The sequence below is a fragment of the Pseudomonas sp. P867 genome (genome assembly GCF_019891455.1).
In the GTDB taxonomy this organism is placed as follows: Bacteria; Pseudomonadota; Gammaproteobacteria; order Pseudomonadales; family Pseudomonadaceae; genus Aquipseudomonas; species Aquipseudomonas synxantha_A.
The window spans coordinates 150,135-166,892 of sequence record NZ_JAFLXB010000014.1 but is presented as its reverse complement, the minus strand read 5'-3'; the positions used below and the strand labels follow the sequence as shown (position 1 = coordinate 166,892).

The 16,758-nt window shown below is 58.2% G+C and carries 15 protein-coding genes; 8 read left to right on the top strand and 7 right to left on the bottom strand.

The features are described from left to right. Positions 1-109: 109 nt before the first annotated feature. The 4 genes from J1G33_RS22935 to mnmH all read left to right on the top strand — a co-directional run bounded on the left by J1G33_RS22935 (position 110) and on the right by mnmH (position 3,373). Positions 110-361 (top strand): hypothetical protein, encoded by a 252-nt coding sequence (locus J1G33_RS22935; RefSeq protein WP_005786899.1) that lies wholly within the window; start codon positions 110-112, stop codon positions 359-361. A gap of 31 nt (positions 362-392) precedes the next feature. Beyond that, positions 393-1,142, top strand: coding sequence for a TerC family protein (locus tag J1G33_RS22930; RefSeq protein ID WP_005786902.1), 750 nt, complete (start codon positions 393-395; stop codon positions 1,140-1,142). Between the two features lie 93 nt (positions 1,143-1,235). Further along, entirely contained in the window at positions 1,236-2,270 is a 1,035-nt protein-coding gene (selD, locus tag J1G33_RS22925) for a selenide, water dikinase SelD (RefSeq protein WP_078820856.1), read from the top strand. Continuing rightward, the gene (mnmH, locus tag J1G33_RS22920; protein WP_223018810.1) at positions 2,270-3,373 is read left to right on the top strand and encodes a tRNA 2-selenouridine(34) synthase MnmH; all 1,104 of its coding nucleotides are present in this window, start codon (positions 2,270-2,272) and stop codon (positions 3,371-3,373) included. Before selD ends, mnmH begins: the two co-directional genes overlap by 1 nt. A gap of 109 nt (positions 3,374-3,482) precedes the next feature. On the opposite strand, the gene J1G33_RS22915 is transcribed toward mnmH, so the two are convergent. Continuing rightward, on the bottom strand, positions 3,483-4,538 hold the full coding sequence (locus tag J1G33_RS22915; RefSeq protein WP_032876785.1) for a permease: 1,056 nt from the start codon (positions 4,536-4,538) through the stop codon (positions 3,483-3,485). Positions 4,539-4,596: 58 nt separating this feature from the next. Then, positions 4,597-5,298 carry a hypothetical protein gene (locus J1G33_RS22910; RefSeq protein ID WP_005786910.1) on the bottom strand — a complete coding sequence of 234 codons (702 nt, stop codon included), beginning with the start codon at positions 5,296-5,298 and terminating at the stop codon, positions 4,597-4,599. A gap of 252 nt (positions 5,299-5,550) precedes the next feature. Here J1G33_RS22910 and J1G33_RS22905 point away from each other — a divergent pair, with 252 nt between their 5' ends. From J1G33_RS22905 to hemB, 3 genes are all read left to right on the top strand, one after another. Then, a complete protein-coding gene (locus tag J1G33_RS22905) occupies positions 5,551-6,249 on the top strand; it encodes a glutathione S-transferase N-terminal domain-containing protein (protein ID WP_032876782.1) in 699 nt (232 codons plus the stop codon). A gap of 3 nt (positions 6,250-6,252) precedes the next feature. Next, positions 6,253-7,095 (top strand): PhzF family phenazine biosynthesis protein, encoded by an 843-nt coding sequence (locus J1G33_RS22900; protein WP_223018809.1) that lies wholly within the window; start codon positions 6,253-6,255, stop codon positions 7,093-7,095. Between the two features lie 116 nt (positions 7,096-7,211). Continuing rightward, positions 7,212-8,186, top strand: a complete 975-nt coding sequence (gene hemB / locus J1G33_RS22895) for a porphobilinogen synthase (protein ID WP_005786915.1) — start codon at positions 7,212-7,214, stop codon at positions 8,184-8,186. A 54-nt stretch (positions 8,187-8,240) separates the two neighbouring features. Here hemB and J1G33_RS22890 read toward each other — a convergent pair whose 3' ends face one another. The 4 genes from J1G33_RS22890 to J1G33_RS22875 form a co-directional block, all read right to left on the bottom strand. Then, the gene (locus J1G33_RS22890) at positions 8,241-8,702 is read right to left on the bottom strand and encodes a hypothetical protein (RefSeq protein WP_347709544.1); all 462 of its coding nucleotides are present in this window, start codon (positions 8,700-8,702) and stop codon (positions 8,241-8,243) included. A gap of 107 nt (positions 8,703-8,809) precedes the next feature. Then, entirely contained in the window at positions 8,810-9,211 is a 402-nt protein-coding gene (locus J1G33_RS22885; protein ID WP_262416912.1) for a hypothetical protein, read from the bottom strand. A 129-nt stretch (positions 9,212-9,340) separates the two neighbouring features. Then, a complete protein-coding gene (locus tag J1G33_RS22880; RefSeq protein WP_223018808.1) occupies positions 9,341-9,784 on the bottom strand; it encodes a hypothetical protein in 444 nt (147 codons plus the stop codon). Continuing rightward, positions 9,781-14,523, bottom strand: coding sequence for an RHS repeat-associated core domain-containing protein (locus tag J1G33_RS22875; protein WP_262416921.1), 4,743 nt, complete (start codon positions 14,521-14,523; stop codon positions 9,781-9,783). The genes J1G33_RS22880 and J1G33_RS22875 overlap by 4 nt, the downstream gene beginning before the upstream one ends. Before the next feature lie 273 nt (positions 14,524-14,796). Between J1G33_RS22875 and J1G33_RS22870 the strand changes: the two genes are divergently transcribed. Then, positions 14,797-15,882: a DUF1615 domain-containing protein gene (locus J1G33_RS22870; RefSeq protein WP_078820862.1), complete on the top strand. Its 1,086-nt coding sequence runs from the start codon at positions 14,797-14,799 to the stop codon at positions 15,880-15,882. Here J1G33_RS22870 and J1G33_RS22865 read toward each other — a convergent pair whose 3' ends face one another. Beyond that, positions 15,883-16,677 (bottom strand): DUF4349 domain-containing protein, encoded by a 795-nt coding sequence (locus J1G33_RS22865; protein WP_032876770.1) that lies wholly within the window; start codon positions 16,675-16,677, stop codon positions 15,883-15,885. Positions 16,678-16,758: the final 81 nt, after the last annotated feature.

Genomic DNA, 16,758 nt, shown 5'->3' with positions numbered 1-16,758 from the left:
AAGTATACGCGAGAAAAATACGAATTTTCCTGAACTGTTCCCCTGCATAGAATGCATCGCTATCGCGGGGCCACTATTTGGACCCAATGGTTCTAATGAGGAATACAGCATGAAACTCAATTCCCTGGGCGCGGCGTCGCTGCTTGCGCTTTCATTGGTGATGATCGGCGGTTGTGATCAGGTCGAGAAAAGCGCGCAGCAAGTGTTGGGCAAAGCCAGCGAATCGGCCAAGCAAGCGATCGATGACACCCAGAAGGCTGCCGAACAGGCATTGAGTGAAGCGACCCAGGGCTTGATCAATCCGCAGAAGAAAGATGATCAGGAAGAAAAAGACGCTGAATCGAACACCCAAGAAACCTAATTTCCAAGCACTACCACGTCAGGACTGACCTATGGATTACCTTTTACAACTGGCCGCCAGCCCCACCGCCTGGGTCGCACTGGCTACCTTGATCGTCATGGAAATCGTGCTGGGCATCGATAACCTGATCTTTATCTCGATCCTCACCAACAAACTACCCGAGCAGCACCGGGCCAAGGCGCGGCGCATCGGTATCAGCATGGCGCTGGTATTGCGCCTGGGCCTGTTGAGCACCATCGCCTTCATCGTGCAGTTGACGGCGCCGGTGTTTGAAGTGTTCGGCCAGGCGTTCTCCTGGAAGGACATGATCCTGATCGCCGGTGGCCTGTTCCTGGTGTGGAAGGCAACCACCGAAATCCATCACAGCATGGACCCGGAGCCTGAAGAGAAAGCAACGGTTGGCAACACCGTTGCCATCGGCTTCGCGGCGGCCATCGGGCAGATCCTGTTGCTCGACCTGGTGTTCTCCATCGACAGCATCATCACGGCCGTGGGCATGACCGAGCACTTGCCGATCATGATCATTGCCGTAGTGACCTCGGTGATTGTGATGCTGGTGGCGGCCGAACCGTTGGCCAAGTTCATCAATGACAACCCGACCGTGGTGATGCTGGCGCTGGGCTTTTTGATCATGATCGGCATGACGCTGATCGCCGAAGGCTTCGGCGCCCACGTGCCAAAAGGCTACGTGTATGCGGCCATGGCGTTCTCGGCGGCTATCGAATGCCTGAACATCGCGCGGCGTAACCGCCACAAGCGTTTGCTCGCTGCCCGCGAGTAACCGCTGACCCAAAAGGCCGGCTGCGCTCACAAGAGCCCAGCCGGCCTTTTGCTGTCTGTTAGAATCGGCCCACTTGATAGCTTGAGGTCTTCCATGAACGAGCCGATTCGCCTTACCCAGTACAGCCACGGTGCGGGTTGCGGCTGCAAGATTTCGCCCCAGGTGTTGGAGGTGATCCTTGCCGGCAGCGGCGCACAGAACCTGGACCCCAACCTGTGGGTGGGCAACGCTTCACGCGATGATGCGGCGGTATACGCCATTGACGACGAGCGCGGCGTGGTCTCCACCACGGACTTTTTCATGCCGATAGTCGACGATCCCTTCGACTTCGGCCGCATCGCTGCCACCAATGCCATCAGCGACATTTATGCCATGGGCGGCGACCCCTTGATGGCCATCGCTATTCTTGGCTGGCCGGTCAACGTGCTGGCGCCGGAGATTGCCCGCGAAGTCATCCGCGGGGGCCGTTCGGTGTGCGACGCTGCCGGTATCCCGCTGGCGGGTGGGCATTCCATTGACGCCCCGGAGCCGATCTTTGGCCTGGCCGTTACCGGGATCGTGCAAAAGCGCCACATGAAGCGCAACGACACTGCCACTGCCGGCTGCAAGCTGTACCTGACCAAGCCTTTGGGCATCGGTATCCTCACCACCGCCGAAAAGAAGGGCAAGTTGCGCGAGGCCGACGTCGGCCTGGCCCGTGACTGGATGTGCACCCTCAACAAGCCTGGCAGCCGTTTCGGCAAGTTGGCCGGTGTCACTGCGATGACAGACGTTACCGGTTTCGGCCTGCTCGGCCACTTGGTGGAAATGGCTGACGGCAGTGGCCTGACGGCCCGCATCGAGTATGCAAAAGTCCCACGTCTGCCAGGGGTTGAGTACTACCTGGACCAGGGCTGCGTCCCGGGCGGTACTTTGCGCAACTTCGACAGCTACGCCAGCAAGCTCGGGCGCGTGCAGGAGTTGCACAAGCGCGTACTGTGCGACCCACAGACCAGCGGTGGCCTGCTGATCGCCGTCACCCCCGAAGGCGATAGCGAGTTTCACGCGGTAGCCGCCGAACTGGGCCTGAACCTTGAGCCAATCGGCGAACTGCTTGAGCGACAGACCAACGCGGTAGAGGTGATTTGATGGCAACTGACATCACCGATTACCGCGACATCTTCCTTAATGACAGGCCGATGATGGATACCCGCGCGCCGGTCGAATTCGTCAAGGGCGCGTTCCCCGGCGTGGTCAACCTGCCGCTGATGACCGACGACGAGCGCCAGCGGGTGGGCACCTGTTACAAGCAGCAAGGCCAGCAAGCTGCAATCGTCCTGGGCCATGAGCTGGTCTCTGGATCGATCAAGGCCGAGCGCATCGAGCAATGGGCGCAGTTTGCCCAGGCTAATCCGGATGGCTACCTGTACTGCTTTCGTGGTGGGCTGCGTTCGCAGATCGTGCAGCAATGGTTGAAAACCGAAGCGGGCATCGAGTATCCGCGTGTCGGCGGTGGCTACAAGGCAATGCGTACGTTCCTGCTGGAGACCCTGGAACAGACGACCGCTGAATGCGATTTCGTGCTGCTTGGCGGTATGACCGGTACCGGCAAGACCGAGGTATTGGGTCAACTGCGCAACGCCCTGGACCTGGAGGGCCATGCCAACCATCGGGGTTCCAGCTTCGGCAAGCGTGCCACCGCGCAACCGTCCAATATCGACTTCGAGAACCGCCTGGCGGTGGACCTGTTGAAGAAACGCGCAGCGGGCATTGGCCAGTTCGTGGTCGAAGACGAGAGCCGCATGATCGGCAGCTGTGCGCTGCCACTGCCATTGCACAAGGGGATGCAGACGTTTGCGATGGTGTGGCTGGAAGACAGCGTTGAGGGCCGCGTCGAGCGCATCCTGAAGGATTACGTGGTCGACCTGTGCGCCGAGTTCATTGACGTGTTTGGTGAACGCGGCCAGCTATTATTTGCCGAGCGCCTGACCCAAAGCCTGGCCAATATTCACAAGCGTCTGGGCGGTGAACGTTTCCAGCGGCTGCAGGCGATTTTGCAGGACGCCCTGGCAGAACAGGCGCGCAGCGGTGCAGTGGACCTGCACCGCGTGTGGATCGAAGGCTTGTTGCGCGAGTATTACGACCCGATGTATGCGTTCCAGCGCGAGAGCAAAGGCGCTCGGATCGAGTTTGCCGGGGAGCAAGAGGCGGTGGTGGAATATTTGCGTGAACGAGCAGCTCGGGTGGGGTGATCTTTCGGACGCCATCGCAGGCAAGCCAACTCCCACCTTTTGAAGTGTGAATACATACAAAGGTGGGAGCTGGCTTGCCTGCGATGAGGCCATCAGCCCCACTGAAAATCTAAAGAATCACCGCCCCAATCAACCCACACACCACTCCCACCAGCATGGTCAACCCGGCCACCGTCACCAGTACCCGTGCATCGAAATCCTTGCGCAGCATCAGCAGCGACGGCAGGCTCACGCTCGGCAGGGTCATCAGCAGGGCAACGGCCGGGCCGGTGCCCATGCCCAGGGTCATCATGGTTTGTACGATGGGTATTTCTGCCGCTGTAGGAATCACGAATAACGTACCGACGATCGCCAGCGGCACCAGCCACACCAGGCTGTTGGCCATCGCCCCGTCCACATGGGGGAACAGCCACACCCTTGCTGCACCGAGGATCAATACCGCCAGAATGTACACCGGGATGGTGCTCCAGAACAGTTGCCACAAGGTGCGCAACCAACGGCTCAGGAAGGGTTGCGACTCCAGGGTGCTTACTTCGGCGACAGCCTCCAGCGCCGCTTCCGGCACTTGATCAGGGCGCGCGATACGCTGCGCTACCAGAGACACCCCCACCACCAACACAATCCCGGCCACCAGCCGCAGCGCGGTAAAGTCCCAGCCCAGCACAAACCCCATGAACACCAGCGTGGCCGGGTTCAACACCGGGTTGGCAATCCAGAACGCCAGCGCCGCGCCCACCGACACCTGCTGACGGCGCATGCCCGCCGCCACTGGCGCTGCACAGCAACTGCACATCATCCCCGGCAAGGCAAATAGCCCGCCGCGCAGGGTCGAGCCCAGCCCGGCGCGGCCAAACAGGCGCAGCAGCCAGTCGCGAGGGATCAGTACTTGCAGTAATGAACCGAGGATCACCGCCAGCACTGCGGCTTTCCAGATCGCCAGGAAATACACTTGGGCGTAGGCCAGCGCCGCTGTCAGGGGCGAGCTTTGCTGGTCATTGAGAATCGAGGCGCCAATGCTGTGGTTGTCCGCCGCTACAAACGCCTTGAGGTAGTAGGGCGACCATTTCACATAGTAGAGGCCGATGCAGGCCACCAGCAGAAACAGGGCAGGCTTGTACCAGAACGACCAGCCCCGATTGGGCTGGGAGGACGCGAGGTTGGACATGAAGAGGATCCGCAGGTGAGTCGATAGCCGGGCATCATACGCCCCTGCGGCTCACGCTTCAGATATCTGCACTGACCTGGGTCGGATCCGGGCAGGTTTCATCGCCGTTATTCAGCCCCTGCTTATAGTTGCGACTGAGCAGCGAGGCCTTGCCGTTGTGCCAGGTCAGCGTCAATACGTACAGGGAGTCATAGTCATTGCCAGACCAGTCATCGGTGAGGGTGTGCTTTTCGCCGGACGCTTCGCTGGCGACTTTGTTGATCAGCTCCGGCAGGTAACCATGGGACCAGGCCGTGTAGATCGTCGCGTTGCGGTACTTGTCCTCGACCAGTTCTTCGGCCAGGGCGCTGGTGTCATTCGCTGAGAATTCGATGTTCACCGGCAGGCCAAGCTTGATCGCGCTGGGGCTGATGGTAATCAGTGGGCGAATGTAGCTGTAGGAATTGTCCAGTTCACCTTCCTCGACATTGCGTGTCGGGTTGGCGGCAAACACGTAGTTGGCCTTGCCAAACTTCTCCGGCAGGACAGTAGCCAGGTTCATGGCACGGTTCAGGCCCTGGCAATTGAGCTGGCCCAGGCCACCGGCCGGTTTTTCGCCGTGGCGCAGGAATACCAGGGTTTGCACGCCGTCCACGGGTTGGGCACGGCTTTCACGGGCGTCGAGAGCGGTGACGATGGCCGCGCTGACCAGCAGCAGCGGCAACATCATGTATGAATAACGTTTGAATCGTTGCACAAGGCGCAGAGGCTTGATCTTCATTATAGGTTCGAGTCTTCGTGCGTCGGGTTAAGGCGGACAGGCCCGGCCCCAGTGACGCGGCAAGCGTCCTGCGGTATTCCCTGTCGATATAGCAAGGTGCCTCCATTCACCCTTCGGGCGCTCTTAAGAGTGCAATCGGGCGTTTTGGTTCGCCCAGAGGGGATACTAGTGGGCAAATGTTGCGCAACGATGACCCATGCACGGTGGCGGGCAGATGACTATCATGAGGGCTTTCCGTCCAGGGGGTTCTCGATGAACGCACTCGCCGCTTTCCCGATCAACAGCAAATGGCCTGCCCAGCACCCGGATCGCCTGCAGTTGTATTCGTTGCCCACGCCCAACGGCGTCAAGGTGTCGATCATGCTCGAAGAACTGGGGCTGCCCTATGAAGCGCACAAGGTCAGTTTCGACACTCAGGATCAGATGTCCCCGGAGTTCATGTCCCTGAACCCCAACAACAAGATCCCCGCGATCATTGATCCTAACGGCCCGAGCGGGCAGCCGCTGGCGCTGTTCGAGTCCGGCGCGATCCTGATCTACCTGGCGGAAAAGACCAGCCAGTTGCTTTCCGAAGACCCGGCCACCCGCTATGAAACCCTGCAGTGGCTGATGTTCCAGATGGCCGGGATCGGCCCGATGTTCGGCCAGGTGGGGTTCTTCAACAAGTTCGCCGGCAAGTCTTATGAAGACAAGCGCCCGCGTGACCGCTACGCCGCTGAAGCCCGGCGCTTGCTGGGCGTTCTGGAAAAACGCCTGCTGGGCCGCACCTGGATCATGGGCGATGACTACAGCATCGCCGACATCGCCACTTTCCCCTGGATTCGCAACCTGATCGGTTTCTACGAATCCGGCGACCTGGTGGGCATTGCCGATTTCCCTAACGTACTGCGCGCATTGGACGGCTTTGTCGCACGTCCGGCGGTCATCCGTGGCCTGAATATTCCGAGCTGAAGCATGCCGACTTTCGAGTTCCAACAACTGGATGTATTCAGCCGCGTACCGCTTAAAGGCAACCCGTTGGCCGTGGTGCTCGGCGCCGATAGCCTCACTGACCAACAGATGGCCGACTTTGCCAACTGGACCAATCTCAGCGAAACCACGTTTTTGCTGACACCCAGGGATCCACGGGCCGACTACCGCGTACGCATTTTCACCACCCTCACGGAACTGCCGTTTGCCGGCCACCCGACGTTGGGCAGTTGCCACGCCTGGTTGCAGGCCGGTGGCGTACCCCGAGGCGAGGAGATTGTTCAGGAGTGCGAAATCGGTCTGGTGCGCATCCGCCGCCAAGGTGATGAACTGGCGTTTATCGCGCCGCCGTTGTTGCGTGCAGGGGCCGTGGAGGCGCCGTTGCTGGAACGCGTGCGTCTGGCATTGAAGCTGGCGCCCGAGGCGATTGTGCGCAGCCAGTGGGTCGACAATGGTGCCGGGTGGCTGGCGGTGATGCTGGCTGATCGTGACGCGGTGCTCGCGTTGCAACCGGACTATGCGCAACTGCTGGGCCTGGCCGTGGGGGTGATCGCCCCCTGTGATCCAGTGCGTGACGCGGTAGACGCACAATTTGAAGTGCGCGCCTTTATCGCTGGCGACGGCGCCCCTGAAGACCCGGCCACCGGCAGTTTGAACGCAGGTGTTGCCCAATGGCTGCTCGCCGAGGGCTTGGCGCCCAGCCGTTATGTGGTCAGCCAGGGCACGGCTATGGGGCGAGCAGGGCGTATTCACATCGAGCGCCAGAGCGATGAGGTGTGGGTCGGCGGCGCCGTAGCGCTGTGTATCCAAGGGCAGCTACAGCTCTAGATCAATAAATTGTTACGCGCCTGGCAATACACTATTGGCCCCTTGGCATTTGTGTTGCCGGGACTTGGGGGCATAAGCTTTGGCCCCAAAGATTTCAGCCATTTTTCAGGAAAGCCATGACCAGTCAGTTCCCCCAAGCCCGCCCACGTCGCCTGCGCCGCTCCCCGCAACTGCGTGGCTTGTTCCAGGAAAGCGAATTCACCCTTAACGATCTGGTGTTGCCGATCTTCGTTGAAGAAGAAATTGACGATTTCGTGCCGATTACCAGTATGCCGGGCGTGCTGCGTATCCCGGAGAAGAAACTGGCCGGCGAGATCGAGCGTTACGCCCGTGCCGGCATCAAGTCGGTAATGACCTTCGGCGTGTCCCACCACCTCGACGCCAACGGCAGCGATACCTGGAAAGAGCGCGGCCTGGTTTCGCGCATGTCCTCGATCATCAAGGACGCAGTGCCGGAAATGATTGTGATGTCTGACACCTGCTTCTGCGAATACACCGACCACGGCCATTGCGGCGTGATGCACGGTGCCCATGTCGACAACGACGCAACCCTGGTCAACCTCGGCAAACAAGCTGTGGCCGCTGCCCGCGCCGGCGCCGACGTGATCGCTCCGTCCGCCGCCATGGACGGCCAGGTCCAGGCCATCCGCCGCGCCCTCGACGACGCCGGTTTCACCCACATCCCGATCATGGCCTACTCGACCAAATTCGCCTCGGCCCTTTACGGCCCGTTCCGCGAAGCGGGCGGCAGCGCCCTCAAGGGCGACCGCAAAAGCTACCAGATGAACCCGATGAACCGCCGCGAAGCCGTGCGCGAATCGCTGCTGGACGAACAGGAAGGTGCCGATGCGCTGATGGTCAAGCCAGCCGGCGCTTACCTCGACATCATCCGCGACATCCGCGAGGCGTCACGCTTGCCGGTGGCGGCATATCAGGTGAGCGGTGAGTACGCGATGATCAAGTTTGGCGCACAGGCGGGGGCGATTGATGAGGATCGAGTGGTGCGCGAGACGCTGGGCTCGATCAAGCGGGCTGGGGCGGATTTGATTTTTACGTACTTTGCGATGGATTTGGCGTTGGCGGGGATCTAAAGGCGCTGTTTAGCCCCCGTGGTGAGCGGGTTTGCTTGTCACAGGGGCGTCCAATTATATCGGCAGTGATTCGGCCCATTTTGTGCGATAAGCAATTTGTTCGTTGATGTCGTTTGTGAGTTCGTTTTCTTCATAGTCGAATATGCGGACGAGCTTGGCATCCGGGTTACCTATTTGGGTTTCATAAGCTACGATTCCACTGGACATCTGTGATGCCATGGCTGAAGGGTATACGTTTATTTTGGAACCTTTGCATAGGAACCTAATGTCGCTGAATTCTTTTCTCAGTAAACCAAAACATAGATAAATATCCGCATCATTGTACGTTTTTCCTAATCCACTAGAGAATGTTATCGAGAGTGTTGCTGTGCTTCCGTCGCACTCGATTATTGCCTTTTCTCGATTCGAGTTTTTGATTGTGAATATTTCTATTTTTTTCATTTTTATGTCCAAGGGTGGCGGATTTATTTGATAGTAAATATGGCTGGGGTCTTTAACGAAATCTGCCTCCTCCACGTAAGTGTCGAAGAGATAATTCGATTGGCGTACTCATCGATTTCGCGTGAGCAAGCATTTGTGATGAGCTGGCTTGGGTTAGGTTGGGCTGCGTGGTAGCTTCAGCATCACGCGAACAAGGCACAAATCGCCGGGCTAACAGGTGGAGTTTCCTTTCGTACTTGTTCTGACAGGCGGCAGTCAAACTTTTCGTAATCTTCCGCGCCTAACGACGCCAACCACTTCTTGAAAAAATCCACTTGGTCTTGCGGGTTATTTGTTAGGTTTTCATCTTCGTAATCGAATATTCGGACGAGGTCTTCGTGGGTGGCCTGTTTTCCTAACGTCATTTCGTATGCGACGAGGCCTGCGCTCATTTGAGATGCCATTCTGGAAGGCTTAACATTTATTTTTGCACCTTTGCATAAAAAATTCATATGCGAAAAATCAGCTCTGATTTTTGCTAGGCAAGCGTACATATCCTGCCCTTCGTAAATCTTACTGAAATTATCAGCCTCTGAAAATGTCATTCTAAGTCTTATAATGTCGTATCTTATTGTTACTAATTTTCTTTCGTCGTTGATTATTGTTTTTATTTTTGCGTTGCCATTTTATTGCCCGTTCGGACTGGGAGCTGAATAATCTATATATTTCGAGCGTTATTTTAAATCATCGGAAGTTGCTTCGCTTTGTGGGGGAGGTTCAGTTTGGGTTGCATCTATTGAAGTTAGCCACTCTTTATAAAATTGGTATTGTTCTTGTGGGTCGTTAGTAAGATTGTGCTCTTCATGATCAAATATATGCACCAGGTCTTCTCGTGTTGGGCGCTTTCCAAGAGTTAATTCATATGCAACCAATCCGCCACTCATTTGTGAGGCCATGCTAGAGGGGCGTACATTTATTTTGGCGCCTTTGCAGAGGAATTGTATGTGAGGGAAGTCTCTTCTAACATTGGCTAAGCAGTTATAGATATCTTCGGCTACGTACACTTTTGCAAAATTTTCCGCCTCTGAAAATTTTAATTTTGTATGGCGAGAGTCATATTTAAATGTAACGCATTTTTCAATGTTGTTTATTATGGCTTTAATTTTTTTTGTTCTCATTTTATCTTCCTGTTAGGGTTTGGAATCGAATAGCCCGTGTAGCTGCCATCTCGCTTCATGGGTGTCACACCCAAGATATCTTCTGTTCTGATCTTACTCTGTATTGCGATTTCTGCCTCAGTGTCAAAAGGTGCTAATTTTCCTAGCTCTTTGTTCACGTCCCGACCTGGAATTTTCTTCAGCGTGTAGAGAAAACCTTTTCGAGTCCCATATTGAGTGGCGAAATCGATTCCGACCCGTTTAGAGGGAGATGTGCTTATGAAGTTGCTTGGTGGGTTGTTGCTGTCGAGCGCGTGCAAATACAGATCGTTGCTATCGCCCTTGCTTTTGAATCCATTTTTAAATATCTGTTCAGGTGTTTTGTCATCTCCGCGGTAAAGGTACTCGTTACTAGTAACGGTTGGCAGGCTAGGCTCGGCCTTATCAACAGTTACCGTTTTCGCGGGATTTGCTACTTCAGCTTTTGGGCTACAGCCGTCCTCACCTGGGCAGGTAGTTAGCCCCAATGGATCCACCCAACCTGTGGGGTTGGGCACGTACTGATACCCATTGATCCCACCCGCCAACTTCACCGGATCCGGCGTCAGGTAACGACCAATATCCGGATTGTAGTAGCGATGGTGGTTGTAATGCAGGCCGCTTTCCGCGTCGAAATACTGACCTTGAAAACGCAGCGGATTGTCGATTTTGCTTACGTCGAACCGGGCGATCTGGCCGTAGGCGCGGTAGTGGGCGGACCAGACGATTTCGCCCTCGGGGCTGGTCAGTTCCTGCGGTGTGCCGAGGTGGTCGAGTTGGTAGTTGTAGGGCGTTGTGGCTTGTGGTCCGTAGCCTTCCAGCAGTGCCAGCGGGCGGAAGCTGTTGGGCTCGTAGATATAACTGTGATGACAGTCCGCATGGTGCTCGGCAATCAGCTTGTCGCCTTGCCAGAAAAACTCCGTGGTTATGTCATCCACGGTCTTGCTGACACGCCGGCCAAACGGGTCGTAGCGATAACTAGCGGTTTCGCCGTTCGGTTTTGTGATGGTGATTAACCGATGTTGGCAGTCGTAGCGGTACTCAGTGACGAGTTGCTGGCCCTTGCCGCGCCGTTCGCGGATCAGGTTGCCGAAGGCGTCGTAGTCGTAATGGCGGTCGCCCTGGATCATCAGGCGGTTGCCGGCAACGATGTCCGGGCCGGGGCGGTCTTGCATCAGCAGGTTGCCCGCTGGGTCGTGGGCGAAGCGTTCCTGGACGTCTTGGGAGTGATCGGCGCGGGTCAGACGATTCAGTGGGTCGTAGCGGTAAAGGTGTTCGCCTTTACGGGTGTCGAGCAGGCGGGTGAGGTTGCCGGATTTGTCGTAGTCGTACTGGCGCTGGTAAAGGTAATTTTCCTGCTGTGTGACGGCGTGGGCGTGCAGGCGGTTTTGGTCGTCGTAGTGGTAGTGGCTGAGCAGTTGACCTTGTTGGCGTTGGTGTTCGCGGCCGCTCTTGAATAAATGTGCAGTGAGCACCTCACCATTGAGCTCGACCGTAGCGAGATGGCCTCCCTTGTCATGGTTGAAGGTGAGGCGGTTGTTGTCGGGCAGGCGCAGTTTTTGTAGTTGGCCGCAGGCGTCGTAGCCGTAGCGCAAGGTGCCCCAGCCTTGGTGTTCGGCGGTCAGGCGATTTTGGCGGTCGTATTCGTAGGCCAACGCCCAGTGACCGTCTTCGACGCTGAGGAGGTTGCCTTGGCGGTCGTAGGCATAGTCGACAACGCTGGTATCGGGCAGGGTTTTTCGTACGAGGCGACCGGCGTGGTCGCGCTCGTAACGGGTGATTAGCTGACTGCCGTCATCGCCGTGTTCGGTCTTTTCCTGCAGATTGCCGTTGAGGTCGTAGACGTAGGCGGTGCGTTGGCCGTCGAAGCCGGTTTCCTGCTGGATCAGGCCGTTGGGGTGGTAGTCGAGTTGGTAGGTTTCGCCGACTTCGTTTTCGATTTCGGTCAGCAGTAAGCGAACGTTGTCGTAGCGGTATTTGACCTGGGTGCCGTCGGCGTTGATACGGCGGCTGATCAGGTGCAACCCATCGGCGTATTCGTAGCGGGTGACGTGGCCCAGTTCATCGCGCTCGGCGATGATTTTTCCGTAGGGGTTGTAGCTCAATTCCCGGCAAGCACCGCCGGGCTGGATCAGTTTCAGCAGGCGACCGGCAGCGTCCCATTCATAACCGGTCAGTGCGCCATGCTCATCCTCGCGGGCAATCTGTCGCCCTAAATCGTCATAGCGATAACGCTTGATCCCGCCATTGGGCAATTGCTCTTCCAGCAACTGCCCCCGCTCATTCCACACCAGCCGATGGCAACTATGATCCGGGTACCAAACTCCGGTCAGTTGCCCGTGTTTGTTGTAGCTGTAATCGGTAACCTCGCCGTCAGGATCGGTCCTACGCGTAACATCGCCTTGCTTATTACGCTCGTATTTCCAGACCGCCTCCCCACGCCTCACAACCCGAACAAAACCGTTGTCATGCTCGTAAGACGTCGGCTCATCATCCCCCGGAAACAAAGCCACCAGGCGCCCAGCTTCGTCGTACTGATAGGCCGTCACCGCGCCCAGCGGATCCTGTTCGACGGTCAGCCGCCCCTTGGCATCGTAGGATTTGAAATGCTGCGCGCCGTCCGGATCGATGCGCTGCACCAACCGCGCCCGGTCGTCGTGGACATAGACTTCCTGGCTACCATCGGCGTTATGCACCGTGACACGGCCGTCATCCCCCCAGGCATAACGCGTGTCCATCTGCGAAAAACTCGCCCAATGCCGGACGCAACGTGCCGCCTTGCCGGAGCCTTCCCACGCCCAGAAGAAACTCGCCCCACCGGCCAACTGCCGCTCAACAATGACGTGCTGATCGTCGTACCGATAACGCTCGCTTTCACCGACGGCATTGGTCGCGCAAACCAGTCGTCCGTCTTCGTCATAGGCGTAGGAAACAACGTTCTGCTCGGTTTCCCAGACGTAGGGCTCACGCCCTTTGGCGCGATGCACCTGGTAGTCCACCGCCACGATTCGATCCAGCTCATAACGCAGCAGCAGCGAGCGACCAGCACCGTTATCCAGCCGCTCGATCCGCCCGGAAGGATCACGGCAAATGCGCAGGCGGTTGTCATACGCATCGCTGATCGCAGTCAGTACACCGTCGCGAAAGTGATAGAACCGCGACGCCTGGGCCAGCACTAACTCATCAGGAGCCGAGCCCAAGTAGATCGCCGCTTCCGCCAGGCTGTTGGTAATCGCAGGCCGAGCAGAAGTCGGCAAGGGCAGGGTAGTCGAGCGGTTCTCATGATCGGTCCACACCACCGAATCGCCCGACACACAAAGCCTGTGCGCCAGCGCATGACTCCAGCCAAACCCCAACCCGCAATCCAGTTCCACCGCACTGGTGCGATACAGCCGCGTCCACTCAAACGGCAAAATCCCGTCCAGCGCGCCATCGGTAAGGGTCAGCAATTCCTCGCCGGTGACCATCGACACCGGGCAACCATGAGTGACCGTCTTATCTGCTGGAGCCGCCGCATCTCCCTTCGGATTCGACGCCACGGCAGGCGCATCATCCACCGATTCCTGGCGGACCAACGTGGTGCGTTGGGTCTTGCTGCGCACCATCGACACCGGGTTCGAAACCAGCGTATCGCCTGCCTTCAACGGCACCACCGGCACGGCCTTGACCGGTGTCGCGGCACTGCTCAGTAACACCGGCTTGGCGACCTCGACATGCGGCCCCAACCCTGGCCCCACTACTTGCTTGGCCAGCAATTCCAACAACGCTCGTGCGCGCCCGGATTTGACGTGACTGAGCACACCAGCCCCCAATCGCACCACTACGCCCATCGCACCCAAGACGCGAATCAGCAGCAGATTGATCAGGACCTCACCGGTAATTTCGCCCCACAGTTCAGCCATCTCCGGCGGCGGGAGCATGCGCATCCAGCTGACCAGCGCCGATAGATAGATAAACAACAGCGGCTCATCACTGAGCACCAGCAAGCCCTGGGCGATCGCGTCACTGCTCAGTGTCAGCAGTTCATCGAGCTCAGTTTGAGAAAGGTATTGCAGCAGTTTTTCGCTGTTGGGCTTGAGGTCCGCCAGCAGCGCCGACAGCTCGCCAATGTTGTCCCACAGGCTGTAAAGCGCCTTGACCATGCCGCTGGCAAAGGCCGCCTCCAGCAGGCGGCGCCGCTCAAGCGGGCGAGCGTCTGCGTAACTTTTCCACTGGGCTTGGAAAGTGTCGGTCCACTCTTTGTGCAGCCGGGCTTCCAGCGCTGCGATCACCGACTGGTAGGAGGCATACAGCGCCTTGAGGTGATCCTGGGAAACGTTGGGGTAAAAGCTCACCCGATATTGCTGGTTGCGATCACACTCGGTGATCTCAAGGATGCCGCTCGGGCCGATGGTCTTGTGGATGGGCTCGCCCAGCGGACCGCCGTTTGGATCAACGCGTTGCAGCATCACCGCTGTGTCGCCGATCGGCACGAACCGCGTGCTCTGGAACATATGCACCAGGGTCAACGTACCGTTGGCCCGGCAGGTGGCGACGGTGCTGCTGGGAAACAGGGAGCGATTGATCGGGGCAACGAGCGTTACCTCATCGCCGACCTTGAACACCTGCTCAAGCTCCAGCGCCGAGAAGCTCCAGAAGCTATTGGCCCAATCGTCAAAGGTGTTCAAGCAATCGCGAAAGTCACGGAAGACGCCTTCAACGTCGAACGTTTTCACGTTCATTGGGGTCAGGGCCAGCCTGCCAATGACCGGGTTCAAGCGCCAACCCCATCAACCGGGGGCGTAACGAAAACAACCATCTGCAATCCCTCGCACTGTTCAATCAGGCGAGGGACTTTGCAGCGGTTCACAGGGCAGGGGAGTAGCGCTTATCCGGCAGTTATGTGGGATGTTTCAGCTAAGGCTAGGCATCCGCTTCGGCTCACCGACGAACCCCGGTTAGACTTACCTGTCGATATCAGCACTGCCCGGCCTGTCGTTAACCAAGGAAGCCTCATGTATCCAAGTCGTCTGTTCTTTTGCCTCATGCCTTTGCTGGTGCTGGCCGGCTGTTCCACCTCCCGTGGCCCGCAGCAACCCGAGCGCAGTGAGGCCGAGGTGAAGGCGCAGATCGTGCGCCTGCTGCCGGCCAAGGTGTCGGACCGCAACGGTTGGGCCCAGGACATCTACACCGCCTTCGACACCCAGAAAATCTACCCCAGCACCGAAAACATCTGCGCCGTGCTGGCGGTGACCGAGCAGGAGTCTACCTATCAGGTCGACCCGCCTGTGCCGGGCATGGGCAAGATCGCCCAGGATGAAATCCTGCGTCGCGCCGGCAAGGTGCATGTGCCCGCGTTCGTGGTACGCAGCGCCCTGCAATTGCGTTCGCCCACCGGCAAAACCTACGCCGACCGCTTGAATGCCGCACGCACGGAGAAGGACTTGAGCGCGATCTTCGATGACTTCATCAGCATGGTGCCCCTGGGTAATACCTTGTTTGGCGGCTTCAACCCGGTGCACACCGCAGGCCCGATGCAGGTCAGTATCGACTTTGCACAAAAACAGGCGCGGGGTTATCCCTACACGGTGGACGGTACGATTCGCCGTGAAGTGTTCACCCGTCGCGGCGGTATGTACTTCGGCATCGCCCATTTGCTCGGCTACCCGGTGAGCTACGACCAGCCGCTGTACCGCTTTGCCGATTTCAATGCCGGTTGGTACGCCAGCCGCAATGCTGCGTTCCAGGCCGCGGTCAGCCGCGTGACGGGCAAAGAGCTGGCGCTGGATGGGGACTTGATCCGCTATGGCTCCCTGCTGCCCGGCACCACCGAACTGGCAGTGCGCTCACTGGGGGCGAAGCTGGACATGCGCAACCCGAGCATCCGCAGCCAGTTGGAGCAGGGCGATCAGTTGGATTTCGAGGACACTACGTTATACAAGCGCGTCTTCAGCCTGGCCGACCAGGCGGCCGGCAAACCGCTGCCACGGGCGATCCTGCCGGGCATTGTGCTCAAGAGCCCGAAGATCACCCGCAACCTGACCACGGCCTGGTTTGCCAAGCGTGTGGATGAGCGCTATCAGCGCTGTATCAAGCGCTGATCAGCTGCGACGCTTGACGAACCGGCGCCACAACCCAACCCACAGCCACACCACCGGGAACGCCAGGATCACAAACGGCAGCACATAGCTGGCACGCTCCAGGGCGTCTGCCGTGCCGTTCACCAGGTTGTCTCCCAGGTGGCTGAACATCCGGCTGAAACGTGACGCTTGGTTCGCACCGTCAGAAGAGCGGAAATTCAGGGTCACGCGATTGGTATCGAGGCGGCGTTGCTGGCCGGCGGCAACCTGGGCCAATGCCTGCAACTCATTTTCAATACTTGCTTGCTCCTTGCTCAGAACGATCAAGTCACTGACGTTGATATCCTTGCGCTTGGCCAGTTCGTCGAGGCGTTGCTGCTGGGCTTGCAGGCGCTGCTGGCGGCGGCGCACATCGTCGACCGCATCGGCCAGGTCTTCGGCGGTAGTGATGCGCTGGCCGAGTTTGCCGCCTTCAGCCGCGAGGGCGACCATCGGTTCCACACCCGTGGGTGCGATCCGCAGGATGATCTGGCCGCCGTTGCTGTCTTCGGTAATGCCAAGGATATTGCAGGCACCAAAGCGTGCCGTTTCACACGCCTCGCGGGTGGCCTGCATACGCGGCGCGAGCAGGGCGCCGGGCAGGGCCAGGGTCAGTTCATGCTCATAGGCCAGTTGCGCCCCAGCCTTGCCCTGTTCGCCATTGATGACCGTGGCGCGAGAGTGGTCCTTGGGTGAGCAACCGGCCAAGGCCAGGCCAGCGAGCAAAATCAACAGCGGCGCGCGAAGCGGGTGGGAATTGCCGTCCAGGTGGCGCATTACGTTTCCTTGAAATGTGCAGGAGAAATTGATCGCGATTAAAGCCGGTCTGGTCCATTAACGCAAAGCATTGCCGGGGAT

Excerpts from the sequence above, each read along its gene's own strand:
- J1G33_RS22935 (WP_005786899.1), top strand. The coding sequence starts at position 110 with ATGAAACTCAATTCCCTGGGCGCGGCGTCGCTGCTTGCGCTTTCATTG.
- J1G33_RS22885 (WP_262416912.1), bottom strand. The coding sequence starts at position 9,211 with ATGACATTTTCAGAGGCTGATAATTTCAGTAAGATTTACGAAGGGCAG.
- J1G33_RS22900 (WP_223018809.1), top strand. The coding sequence starts at position 6,253 with ATGCCGACTTTCGAGTTCCAACAACTGGATGTATTCAGCCGCGTACCG.
- mnmH (WP_223018810.1), top strand. The coding sequence starts at position 2,270 with ATGGCAACTGACATCACCGATTACCGCGACATCTTCCTTAATGACAGG.
- J1G33_RS22905 (WP_032876782.1), top strand. The coding sequence starts at position 5,551 with ATGAACGCACTCGCCGCTTTCCCGATCAACAGCAAATGGCCTGCCCAG.
- J1G33_RS22910 (WP_005786910.1), bottom strand. The coding sequence starts at position 5,298 with ATGAAGATCAAGCCTCTGCGCCTTGTGCAACGATTCAAACGTTATTCA.
- J1G33_RS22875 (WP_262416921.1), bottom strand. The coding sequence starts at position 14,523 with ATGAACGTGAAAACGTTCGACGTTGAAGGCGTCTTCCGTGACTTTCGC.
- J1G33_RS22880 (WP_223018808.1), bottom strand. The coding sequence starts at position 9,784 with ATGAGAACAAAAAAAATTAAAGCCATAATAAACAACATTGAAAAATGC.
- selD (WP_078820856.1), top strand. The coding sequence starts at position 1,236 with ATGAACGAGCCGATTCGCCTTACCCAGTACAGCCACGGTGCGGGTTGC.
- J1G33_RS22915 (WP_032876785.1), bottom strand. The coding sequence starts at position 4,538 with ATGTCCAACCTCGCGTCCTCCCAGCCCAATCGGGGCTGGTCGTTCTGG.
- hemB (WP_005786915.1), top strand. The coding sequence starts at position 7,212 with ATGACCAGTCAGTTCCCCCAAGCCCGCCCACGTCGCCTGCGCCGCTCC.
- J1G33_RS22865 (WP_032876770.1), bottom strand. The coding sequence starts at position 16,677 with ATGCGCCACCTGGACGGCAATTCCCACCCGCTTCGCGCGCCGCTGTTG.
- J1G33_RS22870 (WP_078820862.1), top strand. The coding sequence starts at position 14,797 with ATGTATCCAAGTCGTCTGTTCTTTTGCCTCATGCCTTTGCTGGTGCTG.
- J1G33_RS22930 (WP_005786902.1), top strand. The coding sequence starts at position 393 with ATGGATTACCTTTTACAACTGGCCGCCAGCCCCACCGCCTGGGTCGCA.